Genomic DNA, 18,049 nt, shown 5'->3' with positions numbered 1-18,049 from the left:
AACGCGGACCTTCGACGGTGCGGGTGCGGATCCGAGGAGTCGACGGCGTCTAACGTCGCAGAGTGCTGGCGCGCACGACGAGTTCCGGCGTGCGCATCGCACTCTGCGCGGCGACCTCATCATCGCGCAGAGCCGCGAGGACGGCCGCCGTCGCCTCCTGCCCGAGGAGCATGAAGTCCTGCCGCACAGTGGTGAGCGGCGGTGAGAAATGCGCGGAATCCGGCACGTCATCGAATCCGACGACGCTCACATCCTCCGGCACGCGCAGACCGGCATCCTGCAGCGCATGCAGCAGCCCCAGCGCCATCTGATCGTTCCCGACGAAGACCGCCGCCGGAGTCCGCTCGTCGAGCAGCCTGCGCCCGAGGGTGTATCCGGAGCCGGAGGACCAGTCGCCGCGCAGTGGGTCTGCGGCCGACAGCCCCGCGGTGGCGAGGGCGTCGCGCCATCCGCGCAGCCTCTCCTCCGCGTCCATCGACCCCGCCGGTCCTGCGAGATGGACGATGTCCCGATGGCCCAGCTCGAGCAGGTGGGCGACCGCGCGCCGCGCACCGCCGTACTGATCGAGGCTCACGCGCACGCCGCGACCGCGCGCCTCTGAGGCGATGGAGATGAGCGGGACTCCGAGCTCCCAGCCGTCGAACGCATCGAGCACTCCGCGCTCGGCTGCCAGCAGCACGATCGCCTCGACGCTCTGCCTGATCAGCATCTCGGCCGATGACCGCAACGTCGATCCCTCGATGTCGGTCGGGTTCGTGGCGATCACCGCATAGCCGGCGGCGCGCGCCGACTGGTTGAAGCTCAGCACGATGCTCGACGGACCGAAATCGGGAAGCCCTGTCGCGACGAGACCGATCGTGCGCGAACGCCGGGTGACCAGCGCACGTGCCGCCTGTGAGGGGACGTAGTGCAGCTGGCGGATCGCCTGCTCCACCCGCTCCCGCGTGCTGGCGCGCACATTCGGGAGGTTGTTCAGCACTCTCGAGACCGTCTGGTGGGAGACCCCCGCCAGGCGTGCGACATCGAAGATCGTCGTCGCGCTGTGCGACTGATCGTCGTTCGGACTCACCGCTTCCGCCTGCTCCCTCTGGCGTCCTGCGACGCGCACCGTACCCCCATTATCGTGTCGGGCGTCTCGCACTCCGCGCCATCACGTCTTACGCCTGGTGAGCACACGCTGCAATCCGATGAACGCGAGCAGGAGAGCACCGATGAAGATCTTCGTCCACCATGACGACAGCGTCCCCTCGAAGGTGATGATCGTCTGAATGATGCCCAGCACCAGCACGCCCAGCACAGAGCCGAGAACGAACCCGTATCCGCCGGCGAGGAGCGTGCCGCCGATCACCACCGCCGCGATCGCATCGAGTTCGGTTCCGATGGCCGTGAGCGGATAGCCGGAGAGCGTGTAGAACGAGAACAGGATGCCGGCCAAACCCGAGCACAGGCCGCTCACGGCGTACACGAGCACCTTGGTGCGTGCCACCGGTAGGCCCATCAACTGCGCACTGTGCTCGCCGCCGCCGATCGCGTAGACCGTACGTCCGAAGCGCGTCCGGTGCAGCGTCCACACCGCGATGGCCACGATCACGAGCGCGATCACGACGCTCCAGGTGATCGACATCCCACCGCCGAGAGAGATGCGCGACACGGCGAGCGCGATGAACGACGGGTCGGAGATCGAGATGGAGCTCTGGCTGATGACGTAGCAGAGACCGCGGGCGAGGAACATCGCCGCGAGCGTCGCGATGAACGGTTGCACCTTGAAGTAGTGGACCATCAGCCCGACCAGCAGTCCCAGCCCGGTCGTCGCGACGATGATGACCGGGATCACGACCACCGCGGGCACTCCGCTCTGCAGCAGACTCGCGACCATCATCGTCGACAATGCCACGACGGCGCCGACGGAGAGATCGATGCCCCCGGTGAGGATGACGAAGGTCATGCCGACGGCCAGGACGATGAGGTACGCGTTGTCCACGAACAGATTGAGGATCACCTGCCCCGCGAAGAATCCGGGGTAGCGGATCCCGCCGGCGATGAACACCACGACGAACAGGATCGCTGTGACGAGCACCGGCCCGTACTTCGGGCTGGTGAATGCGGAGCGCGCGCGGCGCAGCATCCGCTCGGTCTGCGTGGGAGCGGGTGTCTTGATCAGCGTGCTCATACCGACACCGCCTCCTTGCCTGCTCGCAGGGCGAGCCTTCGTCGGAACGCCGCAAGCGCCTCATTCGTCGTCGGCGACTGCAGCAGGCACACGAGCGTGACGACCACGGCCTTGAAGACCATCGTGATGATCGGCGGGATGCCGACGGTGTAGACCGTCGTGACGAGGGTCTGGATGACCAGCGCCCCCACCACTGTTCCGACGAGCGAGTAGCGGCCGCCTGCGAGTGAGGTGCCGCCGATGACGACGGCGAGGATCGCGTCGAGTTCGATGAAGAGCGCGACGTTGTTCGCGTCGGCGGCCATCGTGTTCGCGGTGAGGATGAGTCCGCCGACGGCAGCGCACAGCGCCGCGAAGACGTACACGAGGAAGAGCAGCCCGCGTGCCCGCACGCCGGCCTGACGTGAGGCCTCTGGGTTGATGCCGACCGCTTCGATGAGCATGCCGAGCGCGGTGCGCCGCGTGAACAGCACCGCGATGAGGAAGACGCCGGCAGCCAGGTAGATCGCGACCGGCACACCCCAGACGAAGCCCGCCCCCAGCACCTTGAACGGCGCGCTGCTGACGGTGAGGATCTGCCCCTCGGTGATGAGCATCGCTGCCCCGCGGCCGGCGGTCATCAGGATCAGTGTCGCGATGATCGGCTGTATCCCCACCACCGCGACGAGGAATCCGTTCCAGGTGCCCAGGACGAGCGCGATCAGGATCGCGGTGAGGATCGCGATGGCGACAGTGCCGGGATCCGCGGGGTCGGGCGCGCCGAGCAGGATGCTGCACGCGACGGAACCGGCGATCGCGGCGACGGCGCCGACGGAGAGGTCGATGCCCCGGGTGGCGATGACGAGCGTCATCCCGATCGCCACGATCATCATCGGTGCGCCGTTGCGCAGGATGTCGATCAGGCTGCCGTAGAGATTGCCGTCGCGGACCGTGATCGAGAAGAAGCCGGGGAACGCGATCACGTTGATCAGGAACAGGACGGCGAGCATCACGAGCGGCCAGAACAGGCGGCTGGAAACGATACGGGCCAGCAGTGCGCTCATGCGGTGTCTCCGAGTTCCTCGTCGGCATCGCCCTCGGCGATGAGAGCGAGCAGGTTGTCGATGGTGAGGTCGTCGTTCTCGAGATCGGCGACCTTGTGACGGTCGCGCATCACGACGATCCGATGGCTGAGCCGCAGGACCTCCTCGAGTTCGGCGCTGATGAAGATCACGCTCATGCCGTTCTCCGCGAGGCTGATCACGAGCTTCTGGATCTCGGCCTTCGCTCCGATGTCGATGCCGCGAGTGGGCTCGTCGAGGATCAGCAGACGTGGTGCGACGGCGAGCCATCGACCGAGCAGCACCTTCTGCTGGTTGCCGCCGGACAGATTGCGCACGATCGCGTCGGGGTTGGCCGGGCGGATGTGCAGGGCTTCGATGTAGCTCTGGGCTAGCTCGTCCTGACGCTTACGCGGGATCGGCCGGAACCAGCCTCGATCGGCCTGCAGCGCGAGGATGATGTTGTCGCGGACCGTGAGCTCGTCGACGATGCCCTCAGCACGGCGGTTCTCACTGGAGTACGCGATGCGCCGCGACAACGCATGCCGAGGAGTCCTGAGCCGGATGCCGTCTCCGAGGATCTCGAGCGTGCCGGTGTCCGCCCTGTCGATGCCGCCGAGCAGCCGCGCGACCTCCGTGCGGCCGGAGCCGAGCAGGCCGGCGAAGCCGACCACCTCACCCTCGCCGATGCGGACGTCGACGGACGAGACCGAGCCCTTCCTCCCGATACCGGTGGCACGAAGGAAGGGCACGGACTCCGGTGTGCTCGGGTCGTTCTCGCGGACGCGCTGCTCGAGATCCTCGAGCGTGCCGATCTCCTTGCCGATCATCTTCTCCACCAGCTCGATGCGCAGGATCTCCGGTGTCAGATGCTCGCCGACAAGACGCCCGTTGCGCAGCACGGTGAGCCGATCCGCGATCTCGTAGACCTGGTCGAGGAAGTGCGACACGAACAGGATGGCGACGCCGTCGTCTCGAAGGTTGCGGATGATGCGGAAGAGTTCGGCCACCTCGTCGGCGTCGAGGCTCGAGGTCGGCTCGTCGAGGATGAGCACCTTCGCGTTGATGTGGATCGCGCGGGCTATCGAGATGAGCTGCTGGATCGCCAGCGAGTGGCTGCCGAGCATCGATTCGGGGTCGACATCCAGGCCGAGTGTGTCGAGGACGACCCGGCTCTGCGCCCGCATGGCCCTGTAGTCGATGGATCCCCATCGGCGGGGTTCTCGCCCCAGCATGATGTTCTCGGCGACGGAGAGATTGGGAAGGAGGTTCACCTCCTGATAGACGGTGCTGATGCCGGCTTCCTGCGCCTGCGCTGTGCTGCGGAAAGAAGCCGGGGCGCCATCGAAGACGATGCTGCCGGAGTCGATCTGGTACACGCCGGTGAGCGCCTTGATCAGGGTGGATTTGCCCGCGCCGTTCTCCCCCATCAGGGAATGCACCTCACCGGGGAACATCCGGAACGACACCTCGTCGAGTGCCTTGATACCGGGAAAGGAGATCGACGCGTCGCGGATCTCGATGATCGGGTCGGGGTGTCCTGCGGGTGCGGCGGGCCTGCTCAGCTCAGTCATCCTGCTTCTCCATCGAAGGGGTGATACCGGGAGCGGACGCGCATCCGCTCCCGGTCTGGTCGTGCTCAGTACTTGCGGTCGGGCAGCGCCTCGATGGCCTGCTCCTTGGTGAAGGTGGTCTCCTCCGTGACGATACGCGGCTCGACGGTCCCGCCGTCGTTCAGCGTCTTCACGATGTCGACCAGCTGCTGACCGAGCAGGGGTGAGCACTCGACGATGAAGTTGATCTTGCCGTCGGCGAGTGCCTGCATGCCGTCCTTGACGGCGTCGACCGTGATGATCTTGATGTCGACACCCGGCACGAGACCGGCGGCTTCGATCGCCTCGATGGCGCCCAGCCCCATGTCATCGTTGTGAGCGTAGACGAGGTCGATGTCCGGGTTGGACTTGAGCAGCGCCTCCATCACCTGAAGGCCACCGGCACGGGTGAAGTCACCGGTCTGGCTCGCGACGATCTCGAATTTGTCGTCTTCACCGATCACGTTCGCGAATCCTTCTGCACGATCGATCGCCGGTGCAGCACCGGTCGTACCCTCGAGCTGGACGATCTTGACGGAATCCGCGTCAGCGAACTCCTCGACCGCCCATTCCCCCGCCTTCTCACCCTCCTCCACGAAGTCCGAGCCGAGGAACGAGACGTACAGCGACTCGTCCTTCGAGTCGACTGCGCGGTCGGTGAGGATGACGGGGATGCCTGCTGCCTTGGCCTCGTTGAGCACCGCATCCCACCCGGTCTCGACCACAGGGGAGAACGCGATGTAGTCGACGCCCTGCTGAATGTACGAGCGGATCGCCTTGATCTGGTTCTCCTGCTTCTGCTGAGCATCGGAGAACTTCAACTCGATGCCGGCGTCTTCGAATGCCGCCTGGATGTCCTTCGTGTTCGCCGTGCGCCAACCGGATTCCGCGCCGACCTGGGCGAAACCGACGACGAGCTCGTCGAGCGCCTTGGCATCTCCGCCGCCACCGGCGTCGCCGCCGCCGGCATCGCCTCCGGACGCGCAGCCTGCGAGACCGAGCAGCAGCACGCCGGCCGCTGCGATCGAAATGAGCTTCTTCATGGGTGAACCTCCTTGTTCGTCCGGTAGCTGCTGCGGCTGGTGCTCCGCGGTGCATTCGGGCGGCCACCGTGGCCGCATTCGAAATGTTAGCGCTCACTGTTAGCGCTCACAAGAGCGTGATCACGGCCCCTGCGCAACGAAACGGTAACGGCTCCGCAGCGCACACGAAGGGCGCACTCCCCCGCTCGCAGCGGACGAGTGCGCCCTGAGTCGCCTGCCGGTCAACCGATCGTGGCGAGGATGGCCTCGGAGAGCCACAGGCCGAAGCGGCGCAGTCCCGGCTCCTGATCGCCGGCAGTACCTGCTGCACGAACGAGCTCCGCATCAGGGCTGGGCTGACCGTTGATGATCGCCACCAGTTCGAGGTAGCGCCCCTCGGTCGCGCGGTACCCCTCGTGCTGGAGCGCCTCCGATGTGATCTCGTCCACCCGGCTGTAGACGTTCGCCAGGCGCTTGCGCAGAGCGTCGTCAGGCGTGACGCCCGCGGCTGACGCACTCTGCTGGATGAACTGATCAGCGAGCCGAATGACCAGAGGATCATCAGATGCGAGCCCAGCCCCGCGAGCCGCACCGAGCTTCGGCATCAGGTCGCCGCCCGCGGAGCTGATGAACTCCTGCACAGCCGGCGTCGACATCCACCTGCCGACCTCGGTCGCATACGTCTCACGGAGGTAGACGCGAGTCTCCTCCCGGTACTTCTCATCCCTCAGCAGCTCCGAGAGGCCGATCCACGCCTCGAGCTGCTCCGGGGAGGGATCCTCCGGGAGCCGGGGATGCGCATCTCGCATCTTCTCGACCGCAGCATCCGGAAGGTCTGCCGAGACGCTAGCCAGGAAGTCGTCGACCAATTGCTGCCGCTCGGTGTCGGACATCGTGACGAGACGCTGCAGGAGCTTCGCCCGTTCGGAGGTGCTCTCCTTGCGTACGAGCGCTCGCAGGACCGCCCGTCTCGCCTGGAGTTCCTTCGCACGGCCCTCCACGACGTCGAGGTGCTCGGCGAGAAGATCCCGCAACGACACGACTCCGGTGAGGACGCGACGGATCTGATCCAGACCCGTGTCGAGGTCGCGCAGGGTGCGGATGAACTCGAAGCGGGCGATGGCATCCAGATCGTAGAGACGATGCCCGCCGTCTGTCTCGCCGGTCGGCCTCACGAGACCTTCGTCGGAGTAGTAGCGGATGGCGCTGACGCTGAGGCCTGTGCGGCGTGCGACGTCACCGATGAGATGGAGGAAGGGTTGTGTATCGGTCATGTCCTCCACTCTGCGACCTCAAGCCGCTTGAGGTGCAAGTGCCTCTTTTTCCATCATGGCCGATGCTCGCGTCTTCTCGCGCTCACCCCAGCGCGATCGCGTTCCACGAGACCGGGGGAAGCACGATCGTGAGCGCGCCGTCGACGAGAGAAGCTGTCTCGTTCGGATGCGGAGCGACGCGCTCGCGCTCTTCGAGGGTGTTCTTGGCGTAGATGTCGGCGTCGCTCAGCATGTGCGACTCGAGCACAGAGACGTCTCCGAGCCCGGCGACGTCGATCGTGACCGTGATCTGATCCGTCACGCTGCGATTCACGAGGAACACGGCGGAGCGACCGGTCTCGGCATCGTGGGTCGCCACGGCGTCCACCAGCGCGACCTCGCCGAAGCGCGCGGTCTCGTACGTCGGGGAGTCGAGCTTGAGTTCGAGCGATTCGCCCTGCGCCAGGCGCGATGTGATCGAGAACGGGAAGAACGTCGTCTGCCGCCAGGCGGGGCCACCCGGTTCGGTCATGATCGGGGCGATCACGTTCACGAGCTGAGCCAGTGAGGCACTCGTGACACGATCGGCGTGCTTGAGCAGCGAGATCATCAGACCGCCGAAGACGACGGCATCAAGTACCGAGTAACTGTCCTCGAGGATGCGCGGCGCCACCGGCCAGTTCTCGATCCCGGCGATCTTGTCGACGCCGTGATAGCGATCGATGTACCAGACGTTCCACTCGTCGAAGGAGATGTCGATCCGCTTCGCGCTGCCACGCACGGCGCCGACGTGGTCTGCCGTCGCGATGACCGACTCGATGAAGCGATCCATGTCGACTCCCGAGGCGAGGAAGGAGTCGATGTCCCCGTTCTTCTCCTCGTAGTACGCGTGGCACGAGATGTAGTCGACATCGTCGTAGGTGTGGCCGAGCACCACGCGCTCCCATTCGCCGAAGGTCGGCATGTGGGCACCGGATGAGCCGCACACCACGAGCGCGACATCCGGATCGATCTGACGCATTCCCTTCGCGGTCCGCGCAGCGAGCTTGCCGTAGTCGTCCGCCGAACGGTGTCCCAACTGCCAGGGTCCGTCCATCTCGTTGCCGAGGCACCACATCTCCACGGCGAAGGGCTCGTCACGCCCATTGGCACGGCGGCGCTCACTGAGTTCCGTGCCCTGGGGAATGTTGGTGTACTCGAGAAGGTCGAGCGCCTCCGAGGTGCCCCTGGTGCCGAGGTTCACGGCGAGCATGAGATCGCTGCCCACCTTCTCCAGCCATGAGGAGAACTCGTGCAGGCCCACTTCGTTCGTCTCCGTGGAGTGCCATGCCAGATCGAGTCGGCGCGGCCGCTGCTCCCGCGGGCCGACCGAGTCCTCCCAGCGGAACCCCGAGACGAAGTTCCCGCCCGGGTAGCGGATCGTGGAGACACCGAGCTCTCGGACGAGCTCGATCACATCCTGACGGAACCCTTCGGCATCAGCCGTCTCATGCCCCGGTTCGTAGATGCCGTCGTAGACGTGCCGGCCCAGGTGCTCGACGAAGCCCCCGAACAGTCGGCGGTGGATCCGCCCCACGACGAACTGCGGATCGATGGTCAGATGGGCTGCGGGCATTCTCTGTTCCTCTTCTGTGACGAGATCGTGGGGACTGCTGTTGCTGTCGGCGCTCATGCGACCTCGGTTCGGAGCACGGGGTCGACGACCTCACGCGTGGCACCGGTCATGACGAGCGTCTGCGATCGCACGAGGGCCCCGACGGAGAACCCGGCGGAGAGCACGATCTCTCCCGCTTCGACGATCCGGCGGCGAGCGAGACCGGTGAACGAGAAGCGGTCGGCGTGCAGGGTGAACGACACCCGTGTGCTCTGACCGGCTTCGAGTGCGATCCGCGCGTAGCCGACGAGCTGCTGCACCGGCCGCGTGACCTGTGCGACAGGATCGGCGCAGTACAGCTGCACGACGGTCTCCCCTGCCAGGTCACCCGTGTTCGTCACGGTCGCCGATGCCGTGACCGTACCGTCCGTGGTCATCTCGGCGCGGTCGAGGACGAGGTCGTCGATCTCGAACGTCGTGTACGAGAGACCATGCCCGAAGGGGAAGGCGGCAGCGATCGACAGGTTACTGATCCTGTCCCCATCCTGTCCGAGCGGGGGTGCGAGGTAGGTGTGCGGAAGCGCTGCGCCCCCGTGCGGCACCTGCACCGGCAGATGGCCGCTCGGATTGATCTCTCCCGCAAGGATGCGCGCGAGGGCGCCTGCGCCCTCGACTCCGGGCATGAATGCCTGCAGCATCGCGGCCGCACGGCCGACGAATCGTCCGAGCGCATAAGGACGACCGGACAGGACGAGGAGCACGACGGGGGTGCCCGTCGCCAGGATCGCCTCGACGAGGTCGCCCTGATCACCGGGAAGTTCGAGGGAGGGCGCGTCGGACCCCTCGCCCGACGTACCCTTGCCGAACATGCCGGCGTGATCGCCCACGACGACGACCGCGATGTCGGCGAGCGTCGCGGCGTGAACGGCGCGCGCGAGATCCTCCGGCGTGCCGGGCGCCTGCAGCGGACAGCCGCGCTCCACGACGACATCCGCGTCGGGGAAGGACGCGCGCACGGCGTCCGGCAGCGACGACGCGTCGAGCCCGAGCCCGAACTCCCGATGCCGGGAGAGCACGTGAACCGGGAACGAGTAGGCCCCCATCATCGCGCTCGGGTCATCGGCACAGGCTCCGATGACCGCGATGCGCGATGTCGATCGGGACAGCGGGAGCAGACCCGCGGGGTTGTCGAGCAGAACGACGGACTTCTCCGCCATCCGTCGCGCGATGCCGCGGTTGGCTGGACTGTCCAGGTCGTGGTCGGCGGGTTCGGCCGGTTGCCAGCCCTCGTCGAGCAGCCCGAGTTCGATCTTCTGCCTGAGCACGCGGCGCAGCGCCGTGTCGATGTCGGCGGCGGTGCGCCCGGGATCGGGATCGTCCTCGTCCAGAGCGAGGAACGCAGAGATATCGGGCAGTTCGACATCGAGTCCGGCGTGGAGGGCGAGACGGCCCGCCTCGGCCATGGACCCGGCGACCGCGTGCTTGGACTTCAGGAAGGCGACGGCCCAGTAGTCGGAGACGACCGTGCCGTTGAAGCCCCATTCGCCGCGGAGCAGATCCGTGAGCAGCCATCGATCCGCTGCTGCGGGCACCCGGTCGGTCTCGGTGTAGGAGTTCATCACGCTGCGCGCTCCGGCCAGGCGAACGGCCATCTCGAAAGGTGGGAGCACGAGATCGCGCAGCTCTCGCTCACCCATCGCGACGGGCGCATGATTGCGTCCGCCTCGCGAGGTCGCATGCCCGGCGAAGTGCTTCAGCGTCGCGATGACACCGGATTCCTGCAGGCCGTGGACGTACGCGGATGCGAGCGTGGCGACTACATAGGGGTCTTCTCCCATGGTCTCCTCCACCCGACCCCAACGGTAATCGGTCGCCACATCGAGCACTGGGGACAACCCCTGATGGACACCGACCGCCGACATGTCGCGACCGATCGCGCGAGCCATCTGCGCCACCAGCTCAGGGTCGAAGGTGGCGCCCCAGGCGAGCGCGGTCGGATAGACCGTCGCCCCGAGAGTGGTGAAGCCGGTGAGGCATTCCTCGTGGACGATCGCAGGGATGGCGATGCGCGTGGTGTCGAGCAGGTGCCGCTGCGCATCGCGGATGCGTTCCATCCCGTCGCGCGCCGAGACCGGCGCAGTGCCGAAGACCCTGGTGAGCTGACCGATGCCGTGGCGCACGACGTGCTCGAACGGCGCCCTGCCCTCGGAGAACACGTCCTGCATCGGCGCGATGATCTCGCCCGAGGTGCGCTGGTCCGCCCAGTATGCGCCGAGCTGAGCGATCTTCTCGTCCGGGGTCAGCTCTGCGACCAGCGCGTCGAGTCTCTCCTCGACATCGGTCCGGGGATCCCGCCAGATCTCGTCCGCCATTGGTGCGCCTTCCGTCATCGGCTCTTCACTGCTCGCATCCGTGCACGACATCAGCTCAGGATCGTATGCCGGGCGCAGAAATACAACGTTGTAAATTTTCTCTCCGGAGTATAGCCTTCTCAACCGAGGACGGAGAAGTTCAGTCCCAGAGGCATAGTTCGAGGAAGAAACTGCCATGGCCGAAACGCATCGCATGAAGAAGCTGCTCTACAACCAGCGGCTCGCCCCCTACCTGTTCATCCTGCCGTTCCTGGTGACGCTGCTCATCTTCTGGCTGGTCCCGGTAGGACGCTCCGTGATCATGAGCTTCCAAGAGGTTCTGTACGGTCAGGCGACGTTCATCGGCACCGCGAACTACGACCGGCTCTGGCGCGATCAGGTGTTCTGGAAGGCGATGTTCAACAGCATCCGCTACATGGTGCTGACGCTCGTGATCCTCGTTCCGATCCCGATGGTGCTGGCGGCCCTCATCAACTCGAAGCTGGGCAGCAGCCGGATCAAGAACTTCTTCAAGTCGTCGCTGTTCGTGCCGGCGCTGACGTCGGTCGTGGTCGCGGGCATCGTGTTCCGACTGATGTTCTCCGAGACCGACTCGGGGCTGATGAACCAGATCGTCGAGTTCCTCGGCTTCGGGCCGGTGCGCTGGCTGCGGGAGGATCTCACCGGCCTGTTCGCGCTCCTGCTCCTCGCCCTGTGGCGCTGGGCAGGTGTCAACACGATGTACTTCCTCGCCGGGATGCAGGCGATTCCGAACGAGTACTACGAAGCGGCATCGATCGACGGCGCGAGCAAGATCCAGCAGTTCTTCAACGTGACGCTCCCCGGCATCAAGCCGACGATCGTCTACGTCACCACCATCAGCGTGTACGGCGGGCTGGCGATGTTCCTGGAGAGCTTCATGCTCTACGCCGGCAACAACTCTCCCAACAATCAAGGTCTCACGATCGTCGGCTACCTCTACCGGAAGGGCATCCAGGAGAACGATCTCGGCTTCGCCTCCGCCGTCGGCGTCGTGCTCCTCGTCGTAGTGCTCGCCATCAATCTCACCCAGCTCACCGCCACGGGGACGTTCAAGAAGGAATCGACTCGATGAGTAAGCAGACAGCCACGAGGCCCGACCGCACCCCGACCGTCGGTGCGTCGCGCCCGGGCATGAGCCGCAGAACGGCCGCGCTCATCCAGGGCGCCTTCCTGATCGTGATCGCACTGATCTCGCTCGTCCCGGTACTCGCGATCTTCGTCGGCACCTTCCAGGATGGCAACGAGGTCATCCGCAACGGCATCTCGTTCTCGATCGACCTCTCCGAACTGAGCTTCGACAACTACGTGATGCTCTTCACCGATTCCGGCATGTACTTCCAGTGGTTCTGGAACAGCCTGGTGCTGACCGTCGTCCAGGTGGTCGGCACGCTGCTGGTGAGCTCGTTCGTCGCGTACGGATTCGCGATGTACGAGTTCCGCGGCAAGAGCCTGGGCTTCATCCTCGTGATCATCCTGATGACCATCCCCTTCGAGATGCTCATGCTGCCGCTGTACGTGCAGGTCAACGACATCGGCGCCGCGGACCAGTACTGGATCGTGGTCCTGCCGTTCCTGGCCCAGGCCGTCACGATCTTCTTCTTCCGGCAGTACTTCCTGGGCGTGCCGAAGGAGATCCTCGAAGCCGGTCGCGTGGACGGCGTCTCCGAGTTCGGCATCTTCTTCCGACTCGTCGTCCCCATCGCCAAGCCCGCTTTCGCCGCCATGGCGATCCTCAACGGGATGACCATCTGGAACAACTTCCTCTGGCCGCTTCTGGTGCTGCGCTCACCCGAGAAGTTCTTGCTCCCGATCGGCCTCAACACCCTGCTGACGCCGCATGGCAACAACTACGAACTGCTGATCATCGGCTCGTTCTTCTCCCTCATCCCGATCCTGATCCTCTTCCTCGCATTCCAGCGATTCTTCGTCGCAGGCATGACCGCCGGCTCGGTGAAGGGCTGATCTCAGCACCGTCTCCCTATCCCTTACCCGCAGTACCCAACACACAGTCAGGAGTATCACCATGCGAATCCGAAGGATTCTGACCGCAACGATCGCGACAGGGCTGGTAGTCGGAGCTCTCTCCGGCTGCACGAGCGGTGGCCAGTCGGACGGCGGCGGCGAAGGCGAAGGCGGAGCCACCGAGCTGGAGATGTGGGTGTTCGCCGAGCTCCACGGCCAGGTCTACGAAGAGATGGCCGAGAAGTGGAACGAGGAGAACCCCGACAAGGCCGTCGACCTCAACCTCACCGTCTACCCGTACCAGGACATGCACGACAAGCTGCTGCTCGCCGTGAACTCCGGCCAGGGCCTGCCCGACCTCGCCGACATCGAGGTGGGCAAGTTCGCGAACTTCGTCAAGGGCGACAACCCGCCGCTCGCCGATCTGACGGAGGCCGCCGCCCCCTACGCCGACGACATCGTCAAGGCCCGACTCGACCTGTACAGCCGGGACGGCAAGATCTACGGCTACCCGACGCACGTCGGTGCGTTCGTGGCCTTCTACAACACCGAGCTGCTCGAGGGCGCGGGGATCGACTACACGACGATCAAGACCTGGGAGGACTTCGCCGCAGTCGGAGCCGAGTACAACGAGGCAACGGACAAGGCGTTCAGCGTCGCCAGCACGAGCGTGTACTTCACCGAGCCACTCGCGATCGCGCAGAACGGCGGGCAGCTCTTCGAGGACGACGGTCTCGGCGCTCCCGCTGTGAACAGCCCCGAGGTCGTCGAGACGATGCAGATGTTCCAGGACATGAAGGACTCCGGCGCGATCTCTACGATCCCCGGCGGCAGCCCCGACAGCGAAGAGGCCTTCGGCGCCATCAACAAGGGCGACTACGCGGCCATCGTCTACCCGGCGTGGTACACCTCGCGCTTCGTCGACTACATGCCCGACCTGGCCGGCAAGATCGCCATCGCTCCCGCTCCGCAGATCGAGGGCTCGGATGTGCTCACGATCGGTGGCGGCGGAACCGGCACCACGGTGATGGCGGCCAGCGAGAACAAGGAGCTCGCCAGCGAGTTCCTCGCCTTCACGAAGCTGTCCCTCGACGCCAACGTGGCGGTGTGGGAGGTCCTCGGCTTCGACCCGGTCAACATGTCGGTCTGGGAGGACGAAGCGGTCACGCACAACCCGGACAACAAGTTCAACAAGTACTTCCAGACGAACCTGTTCGACGTGCTGAACTCGGTGAAGGACGGCATCGGCCACTTCGAGTCGTTCTCCAACGAGAACCTGCCCACCGTGGACAACCAGTTCCGGACCGTCACTCTCAACGAGATCTACGAGAGCGGCACTCCCGCCGAGGACGCCCTCGATCAGGCACAGGAGACCGTGCTGAACGAACTGGGCCAGTAACCCAGGGAGAGTCCGGATGCGGGCGGGTGTTCATTCGCCCGCCCGCATCCGCCGTTAATATGATCCTCCGCGGCACGGCCGTCGTGATCCCGGACGATCACGACGGCATGACTAGAGTGAGAACAACGGCGGCAGTGGTGGCGATGGGCGGGACCGATGGATTCGACGATGCACGACGTCGCACAGCTCGCCGGCGTCTCCATCAAGACGGTCTCGAACGTCATCAACGACTACCCGCACGTCCGGCCCGACACACGTAATCGGGTGCAGGCTGCCATCGACGAGCTGGACTATCGACCGAACCTGTCGGCACGCGGTCTTCGCTCGGGCCGCACAGGGGTCATCGGCCTGGCCGTACCGGCGCTGCGCGAGAACTACTTCGCCGAGCTCGCCGACGCGATCATCCGGGCGGCGGATGCGCGCGGTCTCGGCGTCGTCGTCGAGCAGACGAGCGGCGACAGGGAGCGCGAACTCCAGGTCGTCACCGGTGGCCGCCTCCGGCTCACCGACGGCCTGATGTTCAGCCCCTCGGCGCTCGGCCAGAACGATGCCGGATCGCTGAGCACCGAGTTCCCGCTGGTGCTGCTGGGCGAGCGCATCTTCAACGGCCCGACAGACCATGTCGCGATGCACAACACGTCCTCGGCGCGCGCGGCCGTGGAGCATCTCCTCGACATCGGGCGGCGAAGGATCGCGATCATCGGCGCCGAGCCTGAACGGGGCGATGAAGTCAGTTCAGCGAGCTTGCGCCTGGACGGCTACCTCCAGGCTCTCGAGGGCGCCGGCATCGCCAGCGACCCAGCGCTGATCCGCCCGAGCGCGCACTGGAGCCACTCGGCCGGCGCGTCGATGACGCGTCAGCTGATCGAGGACGCGGTCGCGTTCGACGCGATCTTCGCTCTCAACGACACATTGGGATTGGGCGCACTTCGCGCACTCGGCGAGGCAGGGCTTCGCATACCGGAAGACGTCGCCGTCATCGGCTTCGACAACATCGACGAGGCGCGATTCTCGCTCCCCTCGCTGTCCAGCGTGGACGTCGGCAGCGAACAGATCGCCACGACGGCGGTCGATCTGCTCATCGAGCGCATCGCGGAGAAGGGAGCCCGCCGGCCTCCGCGCACGGTCAAGCCGGACTTCCGCATCATCAGGCGCGAGTCCACCGGCTTCTCCGGCAACGGGAGGTAGCGCGCGGCCGCTCAGACCAGCCGTGCTGTCGGTGCGGCTGTTCAGAGCCGTTCGATGATGGTGGCATTGGCCATGCCGCCGCCCTCGCACATGGTCTGCAGCCCGTAGCGGCCGCCGGTCGCTTCAAGCTGATCGATGAGCGTACCGAGCAGGCGTGTGCCGGATGAGCCGAGCGCATGGCCGAGCGCGATCGCTCCTCCACGCGGATTCAGTTTGGCGGCGTCCGCGCCCAGCTCCGCGGCCCAGGCGAGCGGGACGGAGGCGAATGCCTCGTTGACCTCGTACGCATCGAGTTCGTCGATCGCGAGTCCGGCGCGATCCAGGATGCGGCGCGTGGCGGGAATCGGACCGGTGAGCATCATCATCGGGTCATCGCCCACCACGGAGAATGCGTGGAACCGGGCCCGAGCGCGGAGTCCGAGAGCCTCGGCCCTCTCCGCACTCATGAGCAGCGCTGCCGAGGCGCCGTCTGTGAGCGGCGAGGAGTTGCCGGGGGTGATGCTCCACGTCAGTTCAGGGAACCGAGCCGCAAGAGCGTCGGTGCGGAAGGCGGGCTGGAGCCCGGCGAGCTTCTCGACCGTGGTCCCCTGGCGTACGGTCTCATCGGTTCGGGCGTCCGGCGCCTCCTCGACGTCGATGACCGTGCGATCGAAGAATCCGTCTGCCCAGGCCTGAGCCGCACGACGGTGCGACTCGGCCGCGTACGCGTCGAGTTCCTCGCGGCTGAAGCCCCAGCGCTGCGCGATCAGCTCGGCCGAGACGCCCTGGTTCACCAGACCGTCGGGGTAGCGGGCGCGCAGCCGCGGCGACATCGGCGACCCACCGGTGGCGGAAGACCCGAGCGGAACGCGGCTCATCGACTCCACCCCGCCCACCAGCACCGCGTCGTATGCGCCGGCGATGATGCCCTGGGCTGCGATATGCACGGCCTGTTGACTGGATCCGCACTGCCGATCGATCGTCGCACCCGGCACCGTCTCATCGAACCCCGCCGCCAGCACCGCCTGTCGAGCGATGTTCATCGACTGATCGCCGACCTGGCTGACGCAGCCGAGGAGCACGTCGTCGATCTGCCGGGACTCCAGTCCGTTGCGTTCGAGGATGGCGTTCAAGACCCCTGCCGCGAGGTCGACCGGGTGCACCTCGCTCAGAGCGCCGCCCGGCTTGCCGCGCCCCACCGGGGTGCGGACGACGTCGATCAGAACCGCTTCGCTGCCTCTTGTCATGATTCCCCTTGGTTGGATCAGCCCGCAGCCTCCTCCGGACGCTCCTGCACCTCGACGGCTGCGGTGTCGGGTTCGTACTCCTGGATATGCCGCTCATCCGGGCCGTTGTAGGCGGACAGCGGGCGGATCAGCGCATTGGAGGCCTGCTGCTCGAGGATGTGCGCCGTCCAGCCGGTGATGCGAGCGGCGACGAACAGCGGGGTGAACGTGAGGGTGTCGTAGCCGATCAGGCTGTAGGCCGGCCCTGATGGGTAATCGAGGTTCGGGTAGATGCCCTTACGTGCGACGAACTCGCTCTCGAGCTTGTCGTAGAGCTCGGCGACGTCAGGGCGGTCGTAGTGCGCGACCAGGGTGTCGAGCGCGGCCTTCATGGTCGGCACACGCGAGTCGCCGCGCTTGTACACGCGATGGCCGAAGCCCATGATCTTGCGCTTCTCGGCGAGCGCCTTGTCGAGCCACTTCTCCACTTCCGACGCGCTGCCGATCTCGTCGAAGATGTGCAGCACTGCCTCGTTCGCGCCACCGTGAAGCGGTCCCTTCAACGCGCCGATCGCGCCGACGACTGCCGAGTAGAGGTCGCTGAGCGTCGAGGTGATCACGCGTGCGGTGAACGTCGACGCGTTGAAGGAGTGCTCTGCGTACAGGATCATCGAGCGGTTGAACGCGTCCACGACCACAGCATCCGGCTCTTCGCCGAACGTGAGCCACAGGAAGTTCGCCGCGTAGTCGAGATCGTGACGCGACTCGACCGCATCCAGCCCGTGACGACGACGCTGACCGTACGAGACGATCGCCGGCAGCGCCGCGAACAGCTGCAGGCTGCGCTGCAGGTTCTCCTCCGGGGTGCCGACGGCATCCAGCACGTTGCTGATGCCCGCCGTCTCGATGGCGCCGATCACGCTGACCGCTGTGCGCACCTCGTCCATCGGGTGCGAGTCGAGCGGCAGACGGTCGATCGCGTCCTTCACCACGGGGGCGAGCGCGCGATGCGCGCGCTCAGCGGCGCGCAGCTCTTCCAACTGGGCTGCAGTGGGCAGCTCGCCGTGCCACAACAGGTAGGCGACGGCCTCGAAGGGCTGCGTCGCCGCCAGTTCCTGCACCGGATATCCCCGGTACAACAGACTGTTCGTCTCCGGGTTGACCTTGCTGACCGCCGTCTCGTCGGCGATGACCCCTGCGAGGCCCTTCTTGATCTCGTTGTCAGCCACTG

14 protein-coding genes are annotated in these 18,049 nt (G+C 65.9%); 4 read left to right on the top strand and 10 right to left on the bottom strand.

From position 1 onward, the window contains the following. Positions 1–49 precede the first annotated feature (49 nt). From ACP7AR_RS15815 to ACP7AR_RS15780, 8 genes are all read right to left on the bottom strand, one after another. The gene (locus tag ACP7AR_RS15815) at positions 50–1,069 is read right to left on the bottom strand and encodes a LacI family DNA-binding transcriptional regulator (protein ID WP_426187941.1); all 1,020 of its coding nucleotides are present in this window, start codon (positions 1,067–1,069) and stop codon (positions 50–52) included. Positions 1,070–1,150: 81 nt separating this feature from the next. After that, entirely contained in the window at positions 1,151–2,170 is a 1,020-nt protein-coding gene (gene yjfF, locus ACP7AR_RS15810; RefSeq protein WP_426187939.1) for a galactofuranose ABC transporter, permease protein YjfF, read from the bottom strand. Then, positions 2,167–3,213 (bottom strand): ABC transporter permease, encoded by a 1,047-nt coding sequence (locus tag ACP7AR_RS15805; RefSeq protein WP_426187937.1) that lies wholly within the window; start codon positions 3,211–3,213, stop codon positions 2,167–2,169. The genes yjfF and ACP7AR_RS15805 overlap by 4 nt, the downstream gene beginning before the upstream one ends. Beyond that, positions 3,210–4,784, bottom strand: a complete 1,575-nt coding sequence (locus tag ACP7AR_RS15800) for a sugar ABC transporter ATP-binding protein (RefSeq protein ID WP_426187935.1) — start codon at positions 4,782–4,784, stop codon at positions 3,210–3,212. The genes ACP7AR_RS15805 and ACP7AR_RS15800 overlap by 4 nt, the downstream gene beginning before the upstream one ends. A 65-nt stretch (positions 4,785–4,849) precedes the next feature. Further along, a complete protein-coding gene (locus ACP7AR_RS15795) occupies positions 4,850–5,845 on the bottom strand; it encodes an ABC transporter substrate-binding protein (protein WP_426187933.1) in 996 nt (331 codons plus the stop codon). Positions 5,846–6,066: 221 nt separating this feature from the next. Next, on the bottom strand, positions 6,067–7,098 hold the full coding sequence (locus ACP7AR_RS15790) for a MerR family transcriptional regulator (RefSeq protein WP_426187931.1): 1,032 nt from the start codon (positions 7,096–7,098) through the stop codon (positions 6,067–6,069). 82 nt (positions 7,099–7,180) lie between these two features. After that, positions 7,181–8,692 (bottom strand): alpha-N-arabinofuranosidase, encoded by a 1,512-nt coding sequence (locus ACP7AR_RS15785; RefSeq protein ID WP_426187929.1) that lies wholly within the window; start codon positions 8,690–8,692, stop codon positions 7,181–7,183. 53 nt (positions 8,693–8,745) lie between these two features. Continuing rightward, complete coding sequence (locus tag ACP7AR_RS15780; protein WP_426187927.1) at positions 8,746–11,043, bottom strand: glycoside hydrolase family 3 N-terminal domain-containing protein; 2,298 nt, start codon at positions 11,041–11,043, stop codon at positions 8,746–8,748. Positions 11,044–11,218: 175 nt separating this feature from the next. Here ACP7AR_RS15780 and ACP7AR_RS15775 point away from each other — a divergent pair, with 175 nt between their 5' ends. From ACP7AR_RS15775 to ACP7AR_RS15760, 4 genes are all read left to right on the top strand, one after another. After that, complete coding sequence (locus tag ACP7AR_RS15775; protein ID WP_426187925.1) at positions 11,219–12,136, top strand: carbohydrate ABC transporter permease; 918 nt, start codon at positions 11,219–11,221, stop codon at positions 12,134–12,136. Continuing rightward, a complete protein-coding gene (locus ACP7AR_RS15770) occupies positions 12,133–13,026 on the top strand; it encodes a carbohydrate ABC transporter permease (RefSeq protein WP_426187923.1) in 894 nt (297 codons plus the stop codon). Before ACP7AR_RS15775 ends, ACP7AR_RS15770 begins: the two co-directional genes overlap by 4 nt. Before the next feature lie 61 nt (positions 13,027–13,087). Continuing rightward, complete coding sequence (locus tag ACP7AR_RS15765; RefSeq protein ID WP_426187921.1) at positions 13,088–14,425, top strand: ABC transporter substrate-binding protein; 1,338 nt, start codon at positions 13,088–13,090, stop codon at positions 14,423–14,425. A gap of 168 nt (positions 14,426–14,593) precedes the next feature. Next, complete coding sequence (locus ACP7AR_RS15760) at positions 14,594–15,613, top strand: LacI family DNA-binding transcriptional regulator (RefSeq protein ID WP_426187919.1); 1,020 nt, start codon at positions 14,594–14,596, stop codon at positions 15,611–15,613. Positions 15,614–15,654: 41 nt separating this feature from the next. Here the strand turns inward: ACP7AR_RS15760 and ACP7AR_RS15755 are convergent, their stop codons facing one another. Further along, positions 15,655–16,839 carry a thiolase family protein gene (locus ACP7AR_RS15755; protein ID WP_426187917.1) on the bottom strand — a complete coding sequence of 395 codons (1,185 nt, stop codon included), beginning with the start codon at positions 16,837–16,839 and terminating at the stop codon, positions 15,655–15,657. Positions 16,840–16,856: 17 nt separating this feature from the next. Then, positions 16,857–18,047: a bifunctional 2-methylcitrate synthase/citrate synthase gene (locus ACP7AR_RS15750; RefSeq protein ID WP_426187915.1), complete on the bottom strand. Its 1,191-nt coding sequence runs from the start codon at positions 18,045–18,047 to the stop codon at positions 16,857–16,859. Positions 18,048–18,049 lie beyond the last annotated feature (2 nt).

The sequence above is a fragment of the Microbacterium sp. TWP3-1-2b2 genome (assembly GCF_049896145.1).
GTDB lineage: Bacteria > Actinomycetota > Actinomycetes > Actinomycetales > Microbacteriaceae > Microbacterium.
Note: the sequence above shows the minus strand (reverse complement) of the source record. Positions and strands in the feature narration are given on the sequence as shown.

Bases quoted from the DNA above. Each gene is read 5' to 3' on its own strand.
- ACP7AR_RS15775 (WP_426187925.1), top strand. From the start codon at position 11,219: ATGGCCGAAACGCATCGCATGAAGAAGCTGCTCTACAACCAGCGGCTC.
- ACP7AR_RS15785 (WP_426187929.1), bottom strand. From the start codon at position 8,692: ATGCCCGCAGCCCATCTGACCATCGATCCGCAGTTCGTCGTGGGGCGG.
- ACP7AR_RS15770 (WP_426187923.1), top strand. From the start codon at position 12,133: ATGAGTAAGCAGACAGCCACGAGGCCCGACCGCACCCCGACCGTCGGT.
- ACP7AR_RS15760 (WP_426187919.1), top strand. From the start codon at position 14,594: ATGCACGACGTCGCACAGCTCGCCGGCGTCTCCATCAAGACGGTCTCG.
- ACP7AR_RS15800 (WP_426187935.1), bottom strand. From the start codon at position 4,784: ATGACTGAGCTGAGCAGGCCCGCCGCACCCGCAGGACACCCCGACCCG.
- yjfF (WP_426187939.1), bottom strand. From the start codon at position 2,170: ATGAGCACGCTGATCAAGACACCCGCTCCCACGCAGACCGAGCGGATG.
- ACP7AR_RS15780 (WP_426187927.1), bottom strand. From the start codon at position 11,043: ATGGCGGACGAGATCTGGCGGGATCCCCGGACCGATGTCGAGGAGAGA.
- ACP7AR_RS15795 (WP_426187933.1), bottom strand. From the start codon at position 5,845: ATGAAGAAGCTCATTTCGATCGCAGCGGCCGGCGTGCTGCTGCTCGGT.
- ACP7AR_RS15790 (WP_426187931.1), bottom strand. From the start codon at position 7,098: ATGACCGATACACAACCCTTCCTCCATCTCATCGGTGACGTCGCACGC.
- ACP7AR_RS15765 (WP_426187921.1), top strand. From the start codon at position 13,088: ATGCGAATCCGAAGGATTCTGACCGCAACGATCGCGACAGGGCTGGTA.
- ACP7AR_RS15755 (WP_426187917.1), bottom strand. From the start codon at position 16,839: ATGACAAGAGGCAGCGAAGCGGTTCTGATCGACGTCGTCCGCACCCCG.
- ACP7AR_RS15805 (WP_426187937.1), bottom strand. From the start codon at position 3,213: ATGAGCGCACTGCTGGCCCGTATCGTTTCCAGCCGCCTGTTCTGGCCG.